Here is a 17778-nt window from a genome sequence, read left to right as displayed (position 1 = left end):
ACGAGAATGATTGTCAAAGTGGTTTCTGAACGCTTCGCAGCCAATTTCCCAGCGACTGACGAACGGTATTTTCCAAACGCTTGTCTGACCCCATGAATACGCAGTGGACAAACGAACAGGGAAAATCCGTTACGGACAGGCCAAACACGCAGTGTATGATGGTCGTCCCTTGCGAAGAGGGTTCGTGTCACAGGGCTGTCGCCTGAGGGTGACAGGCTGGCCCGGACCCTGAACTTCAAGTTTTTACACCAGGAGATATCAATGAGCGTACTCGTAGGCAAACAAGCCCCAGACTTCACCGTCCCGGCCGTACTCGGCAATGGCGAGATCGTTGACAGCTTCACCCTGTCCTCGGCCATCAAAGGCAAATACGGCCTGGTGTTCTTCTACCCGCTGGACTTCACCTTCGTCTGCCCGTCCGAGCTGATCGCTCTGGACAACCGCATGGCTGACTTCAAGGCGCGCAACGTTGAAGTGATCGCTGTGTCGATCGACTCGCACTTCACCCACAACGCCTGGCGCAACACCCCGGTCAACAATGGCGGTATCGGCCAGGTGAAATACACCATGGCTGCCGACATGAAGCACGACATCGCCAAAGCGTACGACGTTGAATCCGAAGGCGGCGTGGCTTTCCGTGGCGCGTTCCTGATCGACGACAAAGGCGTGGTTCGCTCGCAGATCATCAACGACCTGCCGCTGGGCCGTAACATGGAAGAGCTGATCCGTCTGGTCGACGCGCTGCAATTCCACGAAGAGCACGGCGAAGTCTGCCCGGCCAACTGGAAGAAAGGCGACAAAGGCATGAACGCTTCGCCAGAAGGCGTTGCTGCATACCTGACCGAGAACGCTGCGGCCCTGTAAGGCGCAACGTCGAGGTACAAAAAAACCGGCCCACGTGGCCGGTTTTTTCATGCGCGGGATTTGCTCGACGAGGATCAGTCGTCGAAGTCTTCCCAGCCGCCCATCTGCTTCCAGCGATTGACGATGCCGCAGAACAGCTCAGCGGTCTTTTCGGTGTCGTAACGCGCCGAGTGCGCTTCACGACCGTCGAAATCGATGCCGGCCGCCTGACAGGCTTTCGCCAGCACGGTCTGACCGTACGCCAGACCCGCCAGGGTCGCGGTGTCGAAGCTGGAGAAAGGGTGGAACGGGTTGCGCTTCATGTCCAGGCGCGCAACGGCTGCGTTGAGAAAGCCCAGATCGAAACTACTGTTGTGCCCGACCAGAATTGCCCGCTTGCAGCCGTTGGCTTTCAGCGCCTTGCGGATGCCACGGAAGATGTCGGTCAGCGCGGTTTCTTCGCTGACGGCCATGCGCAGCGGGTGATCGAGCTTGATCCCGGTGAACTCCAGCGCTGCCGCTTCGACGTTGGCGCCTTCAAATGGCTCGACGCGGAAGAAGTAGGTGTGATCCGGGTAGACGAAACCCTTTTCATCCATGGCGATGGTGGTCGCGGCAATCTCCAGCAAGGCATCGGTGGCTGCGTTGAAGCCACCGGTTTCTACGTCGACGACAACCGGCAGGTAGCCGCGAAAACGCGCTGCCATGGGGTGACGGGAACCGCCGCCGCCACCTTGACCGTCCAGCTCATCGTCGAAATGCTCTTCACTCACGCGTGTTCCTCCAGCAGGCGCCAGCGCAGTTTTTCACCAGCGCGCAGCGGGATAACGGTCAGCTCGCCAAATGGCAGACTGGTCGGGGCGGTCCATTCTTCGCGAACCAGGGTGATGCGATCGGTGTTTGCCGGCAGGCCGTAGAAGCGCGGGCCGTTGAGGCTGGCGAAGGCTTCGAGTTTGTCCAGCGCGTTACGCTGCTCGAACGCTTCGGCATACATCTCGATGGCGGCGTAAGCGGTGTAGCAACCGGCGCAACCGCAGGCCGCTTCCTTGGCATGCTGGGCGTGGGGCGCCGAGTCGGTGCCGAGGAAGAACTTGGCGCTGCCGCTGGTGGCGGCGTCGAGCAAGGCTTCCTGATGCGTATTGCGCTTGAGGATCGGCAGGCAGTAGAAGTGCGGCCGAATCCCGCCCACCAGCATGTGGTTGCGGTTGTACAGCAGGTGATGCGCGGTGATGGTCGCGCCAACGTTGGCCGAGGCCTCGTTGACGAACTGCACGGCGTCGCCGGTGGTGATGTGTTCGAATACCACTTTCAGCGTCGGGAAACGCTCCACCACGCGGCGCATGTGCTCGTCGATGAAAATCTTTTCGCGGTCGAACACATCGACGTCGCCACGGGTGACCTCACCGTGGATCAACAGCGGCATGCCGACTTCGGCCATGGCTTCCAGCGCCGGGAAGATCTTGTCGATGCTGGTCACGCCGGAATCGGAGTTGGTGGTCGCGCCGGCCGGATACAGCTTGGCGGCGTAGACGAAACCGCTGGCCTTGGCCTGACGAATTTCTTCCGGTTGAGTGCGGTCGGTGAGGTACAGCACCATCAACGGTTCGAACTGACTGCCGGCCGGGCGGGCAGCGAGAATGCGCTGACGATAGCCGTCGGCTTCAGCGGCGTTGCGCACCGGCGGTACCAGGTTCGGCATGATGATCGCGCGCCCGAAGGTGCGGGCCACATCGGCAACGGTATTGGTCAACACGGCACCATCGCGAAGATGAATGTGCCAGTCGTCGGGACGCAGCAGGGTCAGGCGGTCGGACATGAGGGGATTCCAGGCGGGTCAAACTGAGGCGAATGCTACCGGAAAAGACTCTTGCAGGCACCCGCTATCAAGTTTTGCCCCAAGCGTCCGATATCCCGAAGGTATGCCGTAAACATTGTGTGAATCGGTGTTTGTGTTTCACAAGCCAATGGAGCCTCCCGTGCGCCAGCGTTATTTAGCCCTGCTCAGTGTGTTTGCCAGCCTTCCCGCGATGGCGCTGACTTACCAGACCCGTCTGGAGAACATTGAGTGGACGGTCGCCGGCGACCAGTTCGAGTGCCGCCTGACGCAACCGATCACCGATTTCGGCTCGGGCGAGTTCGTGCGCAAGGCCGGAGAGCAGGCGATCTTTCGCCTGAATGCCTACAACGCCATGCTCGGCGGCGGTTCGGCGACCTTGCTTGCCGCCGCTGCACCGTGGCAGCCGGGGCGCGGCGACATCAATCTGGGCTCTGTGCGTCTGGGCAGCGGCAATGTGTTGTTCAACAGCTCGCAATCCCAGGCTGGTGGATTGATCAGCGGCCTGCTGGATGGTCGCAGTCCGGTAGTACGCCGTGCTTCTGGCGATGGCCGAGTCTCGGAAGTGCGTCTGTTGCCGGTCAAGTTCAGCAAAGCGTTCAATGACTATCAAACCTGTGTGGCAAAATTGCTGCCGCAGAATTTCGACCAGATCAAGCAATCGCAGATCGGCTTTCCCGGTGAAGGCATTGATCTGGACCCGGCTGCCAAGGCCAAACTGCAGGTCATGCTCGACTATATGAAGGCCGATCCGACGGTGAACCACATCGAGCTCGATGGCCATTCCGACAACAGCGGCAATCGTCTGACCAACCGCGAACTGTCGCGGCGTCGGGCGCTGGCGGTAGTCGATTTCTTCAAGGCCAACGGCATCCAGGAATCGCAGATCACTGTGCGTTTCCACGGCGAGCAGTATCCGATCGTGCCTAACACCAGCAAGGCCAATCGTGCGAAGAATCGCCGGGTCAACGTGAAACTGTCACGTGTGGCACCGACCGCCGCCCCTGCGCCAGCACCGCAGGCGAGCACGCCAGCCGCCGCCGCAGCGACTTCCTGACCCGCCGGTCATCGTCGCGCTCTCGACAGGTTCTGTCGCTTTGTCGTCTTAAGCTGTCGCGCCTCTGTAAATTATCGCGTTGGAGCGGTAGACTCCCCGGCTTTCCGTAGAACCCCGTGGAGTGATGGCATGGCGGACGTAAACAAGGTCGTTCTGGCGTATTCCGGCGGCCTGGACACTTCGGTGATCCTCAAGTGGCTGCAGGATACTTATAACTGTGAAGTGGTGACCTTCACCGCCGATCTCGGTCAAGGCGAAGAGGTCGAGCCGGCCCGCGCCAAGGCTCAGGCCATGGGCGTCAAAGAAATCTACATCGACGACCTGCGCGAAGAGTTCGTGCGTGATTTCGTATTCCCGATGTTCCGCGCCAATACCGTTTACGAAGGCGAGTACCTGCTGGGTACTTCCATCGCCCGTCCGCTGATCGCCAAGCGCCTGATCGAAATCGCCAACGAAACCGGCGCCGACGCCATTTCCCATGGCGCCACCGGCAAGGGCAACGACCAGGTGCGTTTCGAACTGGGCGCCTACGCGCTCAAGCCGGGTGTGAAAGTGATCGCCCCTTGGCGCGAGTGGGACCTGTTGTCCCGCGAGAAGCTGATGGACTACGCCGAGAAGCACGCGATCCCGATCGAACGCCACGGCAAGAAAAAATCCCCGTACTCGATGGACGCCAACCTGCTGCACATCTCCTATGAAGGCGGCGTGCTGGAAGACACCTGGACCGAGCACGAAGAAGACATGTGGCGCTGGACCGTCTCCCCGGAGAAGGCCCCCGATACCCCGCAATACCTGGAACTGACTTACCGCAACGGCGACATCGTCGCGCTGGACGGCGTCGAAATGACTCCGGCCACCGTACTGGCGACGCTGAACAAGATCGGCGGCGAGCACGGCATCGGTCGTCTCGATATCGTCGAAAACCGTTATGTCGGCATGAAGTCCCGTGGCTGCTACGAAACCCCCGGCGGCACCATCATGCTGCGCGCTCACCGCGCCATCGAGTCGATCACTCTGGACCGCGAAGTCGCTCACCTCAAAGACGAGCTGATGCCCAAGTACGCCAGCCTGATCTACACCGGTTACTGGTGGAGCCCGGAGCGCCTGATGCTGCAACAGATGATCGACGCTTCGCAGGTCAACGTGAACGGCGTTGTGCGTCTCAAGCTGTACAAGGGCAATGTGATCGTGACCGGGCGCAAGTCCGACGATTCGTTGTTCGACGCCAATATCGCGACCTTCGAAGAAGACGGCGGCGCTTACAACCAGGCGGACGCAGCGGGCTTTATCAAGCTCAACGCGCTGCGCATGCGCATTGCTGCCAACAAGGGCCGCAAGTTGTTCTGAGCGGTTCGGAGCGACGCGCAATGAAAAAGGCGGCCTGTTCAGGGCCGCCTTTTTTTTCGGAATTTTTGTGTGGTTCATCAAACCGTTTCTCTTGTCTGCCTGTTTGCGGGTCGCCCCGTCAGCTTGTGCGCCCCAGTAAGGTGACTGTCTGAGTGCACAGGTTGTAAACGACACACAACGTTGTACCTGAGCTTTTCTTCGCCTGTTTGAGCTGTTGCAGCGCGGTATGTGCCGCAGAGTCCGAAACATGATTCGACAGGAAGACCAGAACACGCGGGTTTTTTTTCCCACCGCTGCGCAGAGTGTCGAGAATCGCATCGAATTCTCTGGACGCGTCAACATCTCTGGCGTCGATGATGTTCAGTTCGCTGATCAGTGGTGACAGCTTGATCGTCTGCACCACCGGGCTGGCCTGGCTCGCCAGGTCGGGCGGTGGGTCGGGCGCGTTGTGGATCCTGCATGGTCGCTGAAATCCGCCGCCCGCGATGTTGCTGGATACCACGCAGCTGGTTATCTCGAAAGCGCACGGTTCATCGGTTTTGCGCAACGGTACTTTTCGTTCGCTCTCGCGTTCCGGATGTTCAGTCGCCTTGAGGAAGTTTTTGTCTTTGCCAAAATCCGAGGGTGAGTAGAGGGAGCGGTGATTGAAGTTGAGCGTGATGAAAAAAAGAAATAACAAATAAAAGGGAAAGCTGATCAGAAACCACACATAGATTTCCCGATCTTTATTATCAAGAAACGGCAGCGAGACCGCCGCTGATGTTTCAGAAAGAATGGCAAATATGGCAATAACTGTCATTGGGTTGGTTATCTTGTTCTTTATCTTGAGCATGATTAAGTTCTATGTTGTTTGTTTGATGTTGACTGTTTCTATATATAGCAAAAGCGGTCATTAAAGTTTTCGACTGTTGTTTCAAGTTTTATAGGCTGGATGAGAATGTGTCGAATGCGTGGTGCTGCCGCTTCGTTACGTCATATGTCTAATCGGCAATCAGCACGAGCAATCCGGGGAAGTTCACGTTGCTGATGACTTCGGCGCGGAGCAGGGCACGTAAGCATTTAAGAGGGAAATCGATGCGGTCTTGAAGCAAGCAATGCTATTACGGTAGGTGTGGCGGGGTCTATTTGTGGGAATTATCCTCAATACCTGTAGGGAATGTCTCTCGATGCAAGGGCGTGTAAAAGTTGCTATGCGCTACAGCAAGTGACTGGGATATCGTGCGTGTTCTAAAAATTCGAACAGCGAAAACTGGACTTGCCCATGAATAAAGTGCTGATCGTGGATGACCACCCCGTCATTCGACTTGCGGTACGTATGCTGATGGAACGGCATGGCTACGAAGTCATTGCAGAAACGGATAATGGCGTTGATGCACTACAAATTGCTCGCGAACAAATGCCGGATCTTGTCATTCTGGATATCGGAATACCCAAACTCGACGGGCTGGAAGTTATTGCGCGCCTGACGTCAACCGCCATGCCGGTTAAAGTTCTGGTCCTGACGTCCCAGGCTCCTGGACATTTCTCGATGCGTTGCATGCAATCGGGCGCAGCGGGTTATGTGTGCAAGCAGCAGGATCTCACCGAGCTGCTGAGTGCGATCAAGGCAGTTTTGTCGGGCTACAGCTATTTCCCCAACCAGGCCCTGCATACAGTGCGGACCAGTCTGGGCAATGCGAGTGAGGCGGACATGGTTGATCGTCTGTCCGGGCGGGAAATGATGGTGTTGCAACAGTTGGCTCGCGGCAAGACCAACAAGGAAATCGCCGACGGCATGTTCTTGAGCAACAAGACCGTGAGCACTTACAAGACTCGCCTGTTGTTGAAACTCAATGCGCGCTCTCTGGTTGATTTGATCGAGCTGGCGCAGCGCAATGGTCTGGTTTGAGTGATTGGACAGCTGAGAACGTCATGGGCCGATCAAACTCAGTTGCCGCAGAAAATGAAAAGCCTCCGTATCGGGAGGCCTTCAGGTATCACAGGTCATAGTCATAATCGGCCAATTGCCGTTGCAGTCGGCGCTCCTCCAGCAGGTTGTCGATGGTACGACGCTTGCTGAGGTTGGTTTTGGCCACCTCAACCACCGGCTCGACCTCATCGGCTTCGGCAGCAATAAAATCTTCCTCTACATCCAGTTGCTCTTTGTCGGTACTCATGAAGTCAACTCCCGGCTAAGACTGCCTTTGGCGCTCCTTATATCGACATTAATGCGGCGGGTAAAAAAGATTTTTTCAATCGATGGATGCAAAAAACCGATGATGGCTCAATCGTCAGAAGTTTTATGTTTGTATTCGCACAGGTCTTCGATGCGGCAGCTGCCGCAGCGCGGTTTGCGGGCCAGGCAAACATAGCGGCCATGCAAAATCAGCCAGTGATGTGAGTCGAGCAGGAATTCTTTCGGTACAAACTTCATCAGTTTCATTTCAACTTCCACCACGTTTTTCCCCGGTGCGATGCCGGTGCGATTGCTGACGCGGAAAATGTGCGTGTCGACTGCCATGGTCAATTGACGGAAAGCGGTATTGAGCACCACGTTGGCGGTCTTGCGTCCGACGCCGGGCAGGGCTTCCAGCTCTTCCCGAGTCTGCGGAACTTCGCCGCCGTGGCGTTCAACCAGCAAACGGCAGGTTTCGATTACGTTTTTCGCCTTGCTGTTGTACAAACCGATGGTCTTGATGTACTCGGACAGCCCCTCGACACCCAGCGCATGAATGGCGGCGGGTGTATTGGCCACGGGGAAAAGTTTAGCGGTCGCCTTGTTGACTCCGACATCGGTGGACTGCGCCGAAAGAATCACTGCAATCAGCAACTCGAACGGCGAAGAGTAGGCCAGTTCGGTTTTCGGCTCGGGATTGTCTTCGTGCAGTCGGCGAAATATCTCAAGACGTTTTGCAGCATTCATGGGCGATGCGTTTCCTTGATGACAGAGTGGCGGCGTGTCCACGCCTGACCGGCGGCGAGAAGCAAACCCGATAAAACCAAAGCGCCGGGAACCAGCGTAAGCAGATGCAGGCCCTCGGGGAATAAAACCAGACCTTGCCAATGTGTCGACAACCCTCGGCCAAGGGTGCCATGGCCGATGATTTCGCGCAGCCCGCCGAGCACCAGCATGAGCGCGCCGAACATGGCGCAGCGTTTGAAACTGACAGCGACGGGCTCGCGGAAGACACCGTGGTATTCAAGCACCACGCAGTGCAAGGCGATCAGCCCTGTGTAGAGCTCAGACGTCTGCTGCCATGGCAAAAACCAGCGTTGCGCGACAATATCCGCGCAACTGGTCAGCGTCGCGGCAAGTATCAGGCTGGCGAGCAGCGCACGGGTGCCCGTCAGGCGCTCGCGCAGCGGCGACATGCAGACGGCAAAGACGCCGAGCACCGCGCCGAGCATCAAGGTTATCCCCAGTGCGGCGCTAAATGTTGGTGTGGCGCCCAGTAGGGGAACCAGCATCAATAAACTCATCGTGCGTTTCATGAGCCAGTCCCCAACAGCAGCAGCGCCCGATGCTCATCGAAGTAACGCAGTGCGTCATGAATCGCGTTGATGGCGGCACGGGAGGTTATGGTCGCGCCAGCGATTTGATCGAACTGTCCCTGATCCTTTTTCAGCGCCCAATCTGCGTCTGTCGGCTCAGTACGGGATTTGCCGATAAAGGCCTGAAGCCAGGCATTCGGCCATTCACCGATGTAACCACCCAATCCTGGCGTTTCGCGCTGCTCCAGGGTTTTCACGCCCAGAAGTTTGCCATTTGCATCAATGGCAATCAGCAGTTCCAGAGTACCTGCGTAACCTTCGCTGCGACTGCGCAACAGCACCGCGACTGTCTGTCCGTCGCGGGTCGCGCGATAGCCGCCTGACAGCGTGCTATGGCGCAGAGCAGGCTCGGCGAGCGTCAGCGGTTGCTCCAGCGGCTGATTGTCGTAGAGCGTGGCAGGCATGACATCGAGCAATTTGCGGCTGTCGAGCATGCGCTGCTCGCTGGCAATCCGCGGCGCATTGCTGCGCTGCAGCAGGTATGTCGCGCTCGCGCCAACGAGTGCCAGCAGCACCAGCGTCGCGACACTCGCTGAGCGGTTCACGCATTCACCTTCGACCGGCGGCTGGCGGCGAAGCGCTCCAGTGCCGGCACCATAAGATTCATCAGCAGTACCGCAAATGCAACGCCGTCCGGGTAGCCGCCCCATGTGCGGATCAAGTACGTGAGCAGACCGACGCCAACGCCGAACAACAGGCGGGCGAAGGCGCTTTTCGCGCCGGACACCGGTTCGGTGACGATAAAAAAAGCACCGAGCATGGTCGCGCCGCTGAGCAGGTGAAACAACGGCGAGCCATGGGAGTCCGAGCCCGAGCCGTTCCAGCCCAACAGACTGATGACGAACAGGCTGGCGAGCATGCCCACCGGCGCGTGCCAGGAGAAGATTCGCTGCTGCAACAGCAACAGACCGCCGAGCAGAAATGCCAGGTTCACCCATTCCACACCGCGCCCGCCGAAACGGCCGAAGGCCGGGTTGCTGGCGAACAACTCGTCCACAGTCAGGCTTTTATTGATGCGCAGACTGTCCAGCGCCGTGGCCTGCACCCAGGCGTCCGGCGCCTGAGCCGGATTGAAAACCTGTTGCAGCGCCGAAAGGAAATCAAGCCCGTGACCTGGCCAGTGGGTCATCGCTTGGGGGAACAGCAGCATACTCAGGACAAAGCCAAGCATCGCCGGATTGAAAGGGTTTTTGCCGACGCCGCCATACAGGTGCTTGCCGAACAACAAGCCCGAGGCAGTCGCGATCACCGTCAGCCACCAAGGGCAATAAGCCGGTAGCGCAACGGCCAGCAAAATCGCGCTGACCAGCGCACTGCCATCGCGCAAGGCCGGTTGCACGCCTTGCCGACGCAGACAGGCAACGCCAGCTTCGACGAGCAAAGCGCTGGCAACCGCCAGCAACAGGTTGATCAATACGCCCCAGCCAAAAAACCAGAACATTGCCAGCAGCCCCGGCAGTGCCGCGAGCAGCACGGTATTCATCGCCTGTTGCAGGCGATCGTCCGCTGCGTCAGGGGCCGACATGATCTTGCACCTGGCGCTCGGCGTCAGTCACGGCTTGCTCCAATGCTGCGATCTGCTCCGGTGCAGCCTCTGCCGCCTGAGCCTTTTTCAGCTCGGCGCGGCGCATGGCCAGTTGGATCTTCGCCCGTTTCAGCTCTGCGTCGTTGCTCGGGGCAGGGGTGAGGGGCATAACCGGTTGGCTGTTCTCCAGATTGGCCAACGCTTGCTCGGCGGCTTCGAATTGTTGCTGCAGGACGATCAATTGCGATTGCTGTTCGAACGTCGGCGGATGACCGAAGGCTTTCAGTGATTTGTGCAGTTGCGCACGACTCATCGCCACATCAACCTTGGCCTTCTTCAGCGCGGCATCGGCGTTCGCGGCTTTTTGCGCACGCACCCGCTCCAGCGCAGCCTGCACCGGGTCGGCGGTCGAGACCTGCGGCTGTGCCGCACGCGCAGCTCGCGCTTCACGTTCAGCCTGCTTTTGCTGTTCTTCACGCAGCAAGCGATGGTTGCGGCGCTCGAAACGCTGGCGCGCGTGGTCACGCTTTTCGGCACGAGCGCGCTGCTCTTCAGGATCGAACGCAAGGCCGCCAACCACAGCAACAGTGTTCGCCGGCAAAGGATGCATTTCAATGCAGTCGACCGGGCACGGCGCGACGCATAGATCACAACCGGTGCATTCGTCGATCAGCACGGTGTGCATGAGCTTTGCAGCGCCGACGATGGCATCGACCGGGCAGGCCTGGATGCACTTGGTGCAACCGATGCATTCGGCCTCGCGGATGAAGGCGACCTGCGGTGGTGCCGGGCCACGGCTGATGTCCAGTTCCAGCAGCGGTATTTTCAACAGCTCGGCCAGGGCCGCGATGGTTTCCTCGCCGCCCGGCGGGCATTGGTTGATCGGCTCGCCGTCAACAATGCCTTGCGCATACGGTTTGCATCCGGGATGGCCACACTTGCCGCATTGGGTCTGCGGCAGCAGGGCATCGATGCGTTGAAGCAGACTCATGTTTTGATCAATCCACTGAATCCGAGAAAAATCACTGCGATCAGTCCGGCGCTGATCAGATCGATCGGCAGGCCGCGAAAGGGCAGAGGAATATCGTTGTCGGCCGTGCGCTCGCGCAGATCGCAGAATACGCTCAGTATCAGCCAGAAACCCAACCCTGCGCCGAGGCTCAAGGCTGTTGCCTGCAACAGGCCTTGAGCGTTTTGCGCGTTGATCAACGCCAGTCCGAGTACGCCGGCATTGCCGAGCAACAGCGGCCACAATCCGTCGAACGGCCAGTCTGGCAACCGGCGCGCCAGCAGTTTCAGCAGCGGCGTGATCAGCAACACACTCAGCGGCAAAAACACAAACAGGCGCAGCGCTTCAAGCTGCAACGGCACCAGCAACCAATGCCAGATCGCCTGACCGATGACGCCAACAATCACCATCAGGCACAGCGTCGCCAACCCCAGCGCGTGCACCTGGCGTCGGCTGCCCGCCAGCAGCGGAGCGACACCGAGCGGCCAGTGCAACACGAAGTTGTTGAGCAGCGCAGCACTGATCAGCGTTAACACGAGTTCGGTCATGGTTCTGCCAGCGAAACGGGCGGGTGTCTCTCAAGGTTAGGCACTATCGGTCCAGATATGAAAAATCCCACCGGCATGCACAGCACGTCGGTGGGATCGTTTTACGGCAATGTCTTACTTGATGCGCTGACCCGGCTTGGCGCCGCTGTCCGGGCTCAGCAGGTAGATCTCTTCACCGCCGGGGCCTGCTGCCATCACCATGCCTTCGGAGATACCGAACTTCATTTTCCGAGGCTTGAGGTTGGCGATCATCATGGTCAGGCGACCGTCGAGCTTGGACGGGTCCGGATACGCGCTCTTGATCCCGGAGAACACGTTGCGTTGCTCGTCACCGATGTCGAGCGTCAGGCGCAACAGCTTGTCCGCGCCTTCGACGTGTTCGGCCTTGACGATCAAAGCGACGCGCAAATCGATGGCGGCAAAGGCGTCGAAATCGATTTCCGGTGACAGCGGATCCTTGGCCAGTTCGCCGTTGCCCGCAGGGGCGGCTGCGCCAGTGTCGGTCTGGCTGGCTGTCAGGTCTTCCTTGGAGGCGTCGGTCATGGCTTGCACTTTTACCGGGTCGATGCGGGTCATCAACGGTTTGAATTCGTTGAGCTGGTGGTTGGCCAGCAGCGTGGTGTGGTCATTCCAGGTCAGCGGCGCGACGTTGAGGAATGCCTCGGCATCGGCGGCCAGCAACGGCAGCACCGGTTTGAGGAAGATCACCAACTGGCGGAACAGGTTGATACCGGTGGCGCAGATCGCCTGGACTTCATCCTGCTTGCCTTCCTGCTTGTTCAGCGACCACGGGGCCTTGTCGGCGATCCACGCGTTGGCGCGGTCAGCCAGAGCCATGGTTTCACGCATGGCGCGGGCGAAGTCGCGGGCTTCATAAGCGTCGGCAATGCTTGGCGCAGCGGCGAGGAAGGCCTCGGTCAGCTCCGGCGCGGCATTGTTGTCGACCAGCAGACCGCCGTTGCCCTTGTGGATAAATCCGGCGCAACGACTTGCGATGTTGACCACTTTGCCGACCAGGTCGGAGTTGACCTTCTGCACGAAGTCTTCGAGGTTCAGGTCGAGGTCATCGACGCCACGGCCGAGCTTGGCCGCGTAGTAATAGCGCAGGTATTCCGGCGACAGGTGATCGAGATAAGTGCGGGCCTTGATGAAGGTGCCGCGCGACTTGGACATTTTCTGACCGTTAACCGTCAGGTAACCGTGCACGTTGATGGCGGTCGGCTTGCGGAAGCCCGCGCCTTCAAGCATCGCTGGCCAGAACAGCGCGTGAAAATTGACGATGTCCTTGCCGATGAAGTGATACAGCTCGGCAGTGGAGTCCTTGCCCCAGAACGCGTCGAAGTCCAGCTCCGGCGTGCGGTTGCAGAGGTTCTTGAAGCTGGCCATGTAGCCGATTGGCGCATCCAGCCACACGTAGAAGTATTTGCCCGGCTCGCCGGGAATCTCGAAGCCGAAGTACGGTGCATCGCGAGAGATGTCCCACTGTTGCAGGCCGGCGTCCAGCCATTCAGCGATCTTGTTGGCGACGGCGTCCTGCAGCGTGCCGCTGCGGGTCCAGGTCTGCAGCATCTGCTGGAAGTCTGGCAGTTTGAAGAAGAAGTGCTGGGAATCCTTGAGCACCGGAGTGGCGCCGGAGATCGCCGACTTCGGATCCTTCAGGTCAGTCGGTGCGTAGGTCGCGCCGCATTTTTCGCAGTTGTCGCCGTACTGGTCTTCGGTGCCGCATTTCGGGCAAGTGCCCTTGATGAAACGGTCGGCCAGGAACATTTTCTTTTCCGGGTCGAAATACTGGGTGATCGAGCGCTGGGCGATGTGCCCGGCGTCACGCAGCTTGAGATAGATCTGGCTCGACAGCTCACGGTTTTCTTCGGCGTGAGTGGAGTGGAAATTGTCGAAGTCGACGAGGAAATCGGCAAAGTCGGCGCTGTGTTCAGCCTGCACGTTGGCGATCAGTTGTTCCGGGGTGATGCCTTCCTTTTCCGCGCGCAGCATGATCGCCGAACCGTGGGCGTCGTCGGCGCAGACATAGATGCATTGGTTGCCGCGATGCTTCTGGAAGCGCACCCACATATCGGTCTGGATGTATTCCAGCATATGGCCAAGGTGGATCGAACCATTGGCGTAGGGCAGGGCGCTGGTGACGAGGATCTTGCGTGGCTCGGACATGTGGGGCTTCGCTACTTGATGAAACGGAGGTCGGCCACTATAAAGCGCTGGCGCATATTTTTCACCCTGCGCACCTCTTTCAGTGGATGAGTAACAGCAAAGATCAAATATCGTCCGAACGCGGCCCGAGCCTTCGGCAGCGCCTACACATAATCCCCTGTAGGAGCTGCCGAAGGCTGCGATCTTTTTCAGGTACGATACCCGCCATCTTTTCCCAGTCTTGTTATCGGAGTTGCCCATGAGCGCCGTCACTCGCGCAGCGGTGGAAGCCGTCCTCAGCCAATACACCGACCCTTACCTGAACCAGGACCCGGTCAGCGCCGGTTGCGTGAAAAACATCGAGATCATCGGTGACCGCGTCAATGTGCAGCTGGAAATCGGCTACGCCGCCGGCCTGTTCAAGAGCGGCTGGGCGCAACTGTTGCAACTGGCCATCGAAAACCTCGACGGCGTGGTGATTGCCCGCGTCGAGGTCACCAGCGTGATCGCCGCGCACAAGGCCCAGGCGCAGATTCCGGGGCTGGCCAACGTCAAGAACGTCGTCGCCGTCGCTTCCGGCAAGGGCGGCGTGGGCAAATCCACTACCGCTGCCAACCTCGCACTGGCGCTGGCCCGCGAAGGCGCCAGGGTCGGCATTCTCGACGCCGACATCTATGGCCCGAGCCAGGGCATCATGTTCGGCATCCCCGAGCGCACCCGCCCCGAGGTCAAGGATCAGAAATGGTTCGTCCCGCTCAAGGCCCACGGTGTGGAAGTCATGTCGATGGCGTTCCTGACCGACGACAACACGCCGATGGTCTGGCGCGGGCCGATGGTTTCCGGGGCGCTGCTGCAACTGGTCACGCAAACTGCCTGGGGCGATCTGGATTATCTGGTCATCGACATGCCGCCGGGCACCGGCGACATCCAGCTGACCCTGGCACAGAAGGTCCCGGTGGCAGGCGCAGTGATCGTCACTACGCCGCAGGATCTGGCATTGCTCGACGCACGCAAAGGCGTGGAAATGTTCCGCAAGGTCAACATTCCGGTGCTGGGCGTGGTGGAAAACATGGCCGTGCACATCTGCTCGAACTGCGGGCATGCCGAACATCTGTTCGGTGAAGGCGGCGGCGAAAAGCTGGCCACCCAGTACGGCGTCGAACTGCTGGCCTCGCTGCCGCTGTCGATGCTGATCCGCGAACAGGCCGATGGCGGCAAGCCAACCGTAATCGCCGAGCCGGACAGCCAGATCGCCATGGTCTATCAGGAACTGGCCCGCCACGTCGGCGCGCGGATCGTGTTGCAGGAAGCCGCCACGCCGGCGATGCCGAATATCACCATCAGCGACGATTGATCCATCAGCAGCGCTGAAAAACCTGTGGGAGCGAGCCTGCTCGCGAAAGCGGTGTGTCATTCAACTCATCAGTTGCCTGATACGACGCCTTCGCGAGCAGGCTCGCTCCCACATTGGCTTGTGTAATTGGGCTTAGATCCGCAACCCGCCATCCATCTCCAGAATCCGCCCGGTGTAGTAGTCGTTCTCGAAGATATACGCCGCCGAATGGGCAATCTCTTCCGGCTTGCCCATGCGCTTGAGCGGTATCCCCGAGGTCATCTTCTCCAGCGCTTCCGGCTTCATGCCCAAAGTCATTTCGGTTTCGATGAAGCCCGGGGCAATACCTGCGACGCGAATGCCGTAACGCGCCAGCTCCTTCGCCCAGGTCACGGTCGCGGCTGCGACGCCAGCCTTGGCTGCGGAATAGTTGGTCTGGCCGACGTTGCCCGCGCGGGAGATCGACGAAATGTTGATGATCGCGCCGCTGTTCTTCAGCTCGACCATCTTCGCTGCGACTTCACGGGTGCAAAGAAACACGCCGGTCAGATTGACGTCGATCACCGCCTGCCACTGGGCCAGGCTCATCTTGGTCGTTTCGCCGTCCTTGACCTTCAGCAGCAGACCATCGCGCAGGATCCCGGCGTTGTTGATCAGGCCGTGGATGGCACCGAAGTCTTCGGCCACTTGCGCGACCATGTGCTCGACCTGTTCTTCATTGGCGACGTTGCACAGGTAGCTGCGCGCTTCGACACCTTTGGCTTTGCAGGCGGCTACGGCGTCGTCGAGTTTTTCCTGATTCAGATCGACCAGGGCCAGCTTCGCGCCCTTGCCGGCGAAATACTCCGCCATGGAGCGGCCCAAACCCTGGCAACCGCCGGTGATAATGATTACTTTGTCGTTGAGTTGCATTCGCATGTCCCGCTGGCAGGTCTGAGTTGTTTTTGTTGTCGGCAACGCTCGATCGGCACTGGTCCGGCCTGGTAGCACACGAACATTTGCCCGATGCGCGCCGGTTACTTTTCGCTGCGCGCCTGTCCGTTTTCTAGACGGAACCCATTTAAGGAGTCATAAATTGAGCGCTGAAGTGGCGAAGAATGCCCGAGAATTGCTTCTCAAGGAATACCGTGGAGTACTGTCGACCCACTCCAAATCGATGCCGGGTTTTCCCTTTGGCTCGGTTGTGCCGTATTGCCTGGACGAGCAGGGCCGGCCGCTGATCCTGATCAGCCGTATCGCCCAGCACACCCATAACCTTCTGAAAGATCCGAAGTGTTCGATGCTGGTGGGCGAGCGCGAGGCCGACGATGTGCAGGCGGTCGGGCGGCTGACTTGTCTGGCCGAAGCGCAGAAGCTCGAAGACCCGGCAGCCATTGAGGCTGCCGCCGAGCGTTATTACCGCTACTTCCCCGACTCGCAGAATTATCACCAGGCCCACGATTTCGATTTCTGGGTGCTCAATCCGGTGCGTCATCGCTACATCGGCGGTTTTGGCGCGATTCACTGGATCGACCATCTGACCCTGGCCAACCCGTTCGCCGGCAAGGCGGAAGTCAGCATGGTCGAGCACATGAACAGCGACCACGCCAAGGCCATCGCCCATTACGTCGAACTCGCCGGGCTGCCGAACAGCGTGCCGGCGCAACTGGCCGGGATCGACAGCGAAGGCATGCACCTGCGCATCGGTCAGGCGGTCTATTGGCTTCCCTTTGCAGCGCCATGTAATACGCCGACACAAGTACGCGAGGCCTTGGTTTCTCTGGCTCACGCCCAGTCCTGGCCGAAAAAAGCGCAAAGTTAAGCTTGAATTCACGCAAGGGCGACGTCATCTAAGGCTTACTGCAAGGCATTTCTTGCGTTGAGGAAACTTTGATGCGCCCTTTTCTGTTGCTCTTTCTGCTGTTTCCAGTGCTGGAGCTGTTCGTATTCGTCAAAGTGGCAGGCTCTATCGGGTTTTTCCCGGCCCTGCTGCTGATCATTCTCGGCTCGATGTTCGGTGTGTTCGTGCTGCGCGTCGCCGGTCTGGCCACCGCGCTGCGTGCCCGGGAAAGCCTGAACCGCGGCGAACTGCCCGCGCAGACCATGCTCGAAGGCCTGATGCTGGCGCTGGCCGGTGGCCTGTTGATCATTCCCGGCTTCATCAGTGACGTGGTCGGTCTGGTGATGCTGTTGCCGGTCACCCGTCGCTTGCTGGCGAACAAGATGCGCCAGCGCGCCGAAGACCAGGCCATGCGCCAGCGTGCCTTCGCCGACGACCTGCAACCCCGTGGCGGCCCGGCCCCGCGCGAGCCGCTGGGTCGAGAGCCGAATGTGATCGAAGGCGAGTTCGAACACCGCGACAACAAGTGACACAGCATCGACACGGCACCTGCGGGTGCCGTGCTCGTTTATGGCTGTTATTTACTGTGTCTTGATGAAAAATTTTTTCCGCCAGCCCTTGTAATCGGCTTGTACGCCCCTATGTATCGGTCACCGAAAGGTTTCCGGTATTCAAACCGGACAGACTTGCGCGGTTCGCTCGACGGACCGCAACCGGCGCAGGCCGGATTCGTTAAACCCGCCGGGACTACACCGGCCGATGAAAACCACAATTAGGAGAGATCGAC

At 59.2% G+C, this 17778-nt stretch carries 19 protein-coding genes and 1 pseudogene; 7 read left to right on the top strand and 13 right to left on the bottom strand.

Annotated features, from left to right (window positions below; genetic code table 11):
- Positions 1-261: 261 nt before the first annotated feature.
- On the top strand, positions 262-864 hold the full coding sequence (locus tag AB4N53_RS13890) for a peroxiredoxin (protein ID WP_003227723.1): 603 nt from the start codon (positions 262-264) through the stop codon (positions 862-864).
- Positions 865-938: 74 nt separating this feature from the next.
- Here the strand turns inward: AB4N53_RS13890 and rnt are convergent, their stop codons facing one another.
- Together rnt and pyrC are read right to left on the bottom strand one after the other, a co-directional pair.
- Positions 939-1616: a ribonuclease T gene (gene rnt, locus AB4N53_RS13885; protein ID WP_252868210.1), complete on the bottom strand. Its 678-nt coding sequence runs from the start codon at positions 1614-1616 to the stop codon at positions 939-941.
- Positions 1613-2659 (bottom strand): dihydroorotase, encoded by a 1047-nt coding sequence (gene pyrC, locus AB4N53_RS13880; protein WP_016773405.1) that lies wholly within the window; start codon positions 2657-2659, stop codon positions 1613-1615. The genes rnt and pyrC overlap by 4 nt, the downstream gene beginning before the upstream one ends.
- 160 nt (positions 2660-2819) lie before the next feature.
- Here pyrC and AB4N53_RS13875 point away from each other — a divergent pair, with 160 nt between their 5' ends.
- Both AB4N53_RS13875 and AB4N53_RS13870 read left to right on the top strand, forming a co-directional pair.
- Positions 2820-3734, top strand: coding sequence for a flagellar protein MotY (locus AB4N53_RS13875; RefSeq protein WP_460121155.1), 915 nt, complete (start codon positions 2820-2822; stop codon positions 3732-3734).
- 129 nt (positions 3735-3863) lie between these two features.
- Complete coding sequence (locus AB4N53_RS13870) at positions 3864-5081, top strand: argininosuccinate synthase (protein WP_007953201.1); 1218 nt, start codon at positions 3864-3866, stop codon at positions 5079-5081.
- Between the two features lie 118 nt (positions 5082-5199).
- Here AB4N53_RS13870 and AB4N53_RS13865 read toward each other — a convergent pair whose 3' ends face one another.
- Positions 5200-5913, bottom strand: coding sequence for a hypothetical protein (locus AB4N53_RS13865; protein WP_460121153.1), 714 nt, complete (start codon positions 5911-5913; stop codon positions 5200-5202).
- Positions 5914-6342: 429 nt separating this feature from the next.
- On the opposite strand from AB4N53_RS13865, the gene AB4N53_RS13860 reads away from it, so the two are divergent.
- A complete protein-coding gene (locus AB4N53_RS13860) occupies positions 6343-6969 on the top strand; it encodes a response regulator transcription factor (RefSeq protein ID WP_129997567.1) in 627 nt (208 codons plus the stop codon).
- Between the two features lie 88 nt (positions 6970-7057).
- Here the strand turns inward: AB4N53_RS13860 and AB4N53_RS13855 are convergent, their stop codons facing one another.
- The 8 genes from AB4N53_RS13855 to metG all read right to left on the bottom strand — a co-directional run bounded on the left by AB4N53_RS13855 (position 7058) and on the right by metG (position 13860).
- Positions 7058-7237 (bottom strand): PA3496 family putative envelope integrity protein, encoded by a 180-nt coding sequence (locus AB4N53_RS13855; RefSeq protein WP_460121150.1) that lies wholly within the window; start codon positions 7235-7237, stop codon positions 7058-7060.
- 107 nt (positions 7238-7344) lie between these two features.
- Positions 7345-7983 (bottom strand): endonuclease III, encoded by a 639-nt coding sequence (nth, locus tag AB4N53_RS13850; protein ID WP_016773410.1) that lies wholly within the window; start codon positions 7981-7983, stop codon positions 7345-7347.
- Positions 7980-8552, bottom strand: coding sequence for an Rnf-Nqr domain containing protein (locus AB4N53_RS13845; protein WP_460121148.1), 573 nt, complete (start codon positions 8550-8552; stop codon positions 7980-7982). The genes nth and AB4N53_RS13845 overlap by 4 nt, the downstream gene beginning before the upstream one ends.
- Complete coding sequence (locus AB4N53_RS13840; RefSeq protein ID WP_460121146.1) at positions 8549-9157, bottom strand: RnfABCDGE type electron transport complex subunit G; 609 nt, start codon at positions 9155-9157, stop codon at positions 8549-8551. The genes AB4N53_RS13845 and AB4N53_RS13840 overlap by 4 nt, the downstream gene beginning before the upstream one ends.
- Positions 9154-10137, bottom strand: a complete 984-nt coding sequence (locus tag AB4N53_RS13835) for an RnfABCDGE type electron transport complex subunit D (RefSeq protein ID WP_460121144.1) — start codon at positions 10135-10137, stop codon at positions 9154-9156. The genes AB4N53_RS13840 and AB4N53_RS13835 overlap by 4 nt, the downstream gene beginning before the upstream one ends.
- On the bottom strand, positions 10124-11128 hold the full coding sequence (rsxB, locus tag AB4N53_RS13830) for an electron transport complex subunit RsxB (RefSeq protein ID WP_460121142.1): 1005 nt from the start codon (positions 11126-11128) through the stop codon (positions 10124-10126). Before rsxB ends, AB4N53_RS13835 begins: the two co-directional genes overlap by 14 nt.
- Positions 11125-11694, bottom strand: a complete 570-nt coding sequence (locus tag AB4N53_RS13825; protein WP_460121140.1) for an Rnf-Nqr domain containing protein — start codon at positions 11692-11694, stop codon at positions 11125-11127. The genes rsxB and AB4N53_RS13825 overlap by 4 nt, the downstream gene beginning before the upstream one ends.
- A 114-nt stretch (positions 11695-11808) precedes the next feature.
- Complete coding sequence (gene metG / locus AB4N53_RS13820; protein WP_460121137.1) at positions 11809-13860, bottom strand: methionine--tRNA ligase; 2052 nt, start codon at positions 13858-13860, stop codon at positions 11809-11811.
- A 238-nt stretch (positions 13861-14098) separates the two neighbouring features.
- On the opposite strand from metG, the gene apbC reads away from it, so the two are divergent.
- The gene (gene apbC / locus AB4N53_RS13815) at positions 14099-15193 is read left to right on the top strand and encodes an iron-sulfur cluster carrier protein ApbC (RefSeq protein ID WP_460121135.1); all 1095 of its coding nucleotides are present in this window, start codon (positions 14099-14101) and stop codon (positions 15191-15193) included.
- 19 nt (positions 15194-15212) lie between these two features.
- Here apbC and AB4N53_RS13810 read toward each other — a convergent pair.
- Positions 15213-15320 (bottom strand): annotated as a pseudogene (locus tag AB4N53_RS13810) (metal ABC transporter ATP-binding protein); the annotation flags it as partial.
- A gap of 5 nt (positions 15321-15325) precedes the next feature.
- Positions 15326-16084, bottom strand: coding sequence for an SDR family oxidoreductase (locus AB4N53_RS13805; RefSeq protein WP_460121132.1), 759 nt, complete (start codon positions 16082-16084; stop codon positions 15326-15328).
- A 163-nt stretch (positions 16085-16247) separates the two neighbouring features.
- On the opposite strand from AB4N53_RS13805, the gene AB4N53_RS13800 reads away from it, so the two are divergent.
- Together AB4N53_RS13800 and AB4N53_RS13795 are read left to right on the top strand one after the other, a co-directional pair.
- On the top strand, positions 16248-16973 hold the full coding sequence (locus AB4N53_RS13800) for a HugZ family pyridoxamine 5'-phosphate oxidase (protein WP_460121130.1): 726 nt from the start codon (positions 16248-16250) through the stop codon (positions 16971-16973).
- Between the two features lie 71 nt (positions 16974-17044).
- Complete coding sequence (locus tag AB4N53_RS13795; RefSeq protein WP_016773418.1) at positions 17045-17521, top strand: FxsA family protein; 477 nt, start codon at positions 17045-17047, stop codon at positions 17519-17521.
- Positions 17522-17778: the final 257 nt, after the last annotated feature.

Source organism: Pseudomonas sp. H3_E04, assembly GCF_054668915.1.
This window is presented reverse-complemented; position numbering and strand designations above follow the sequence as displayed.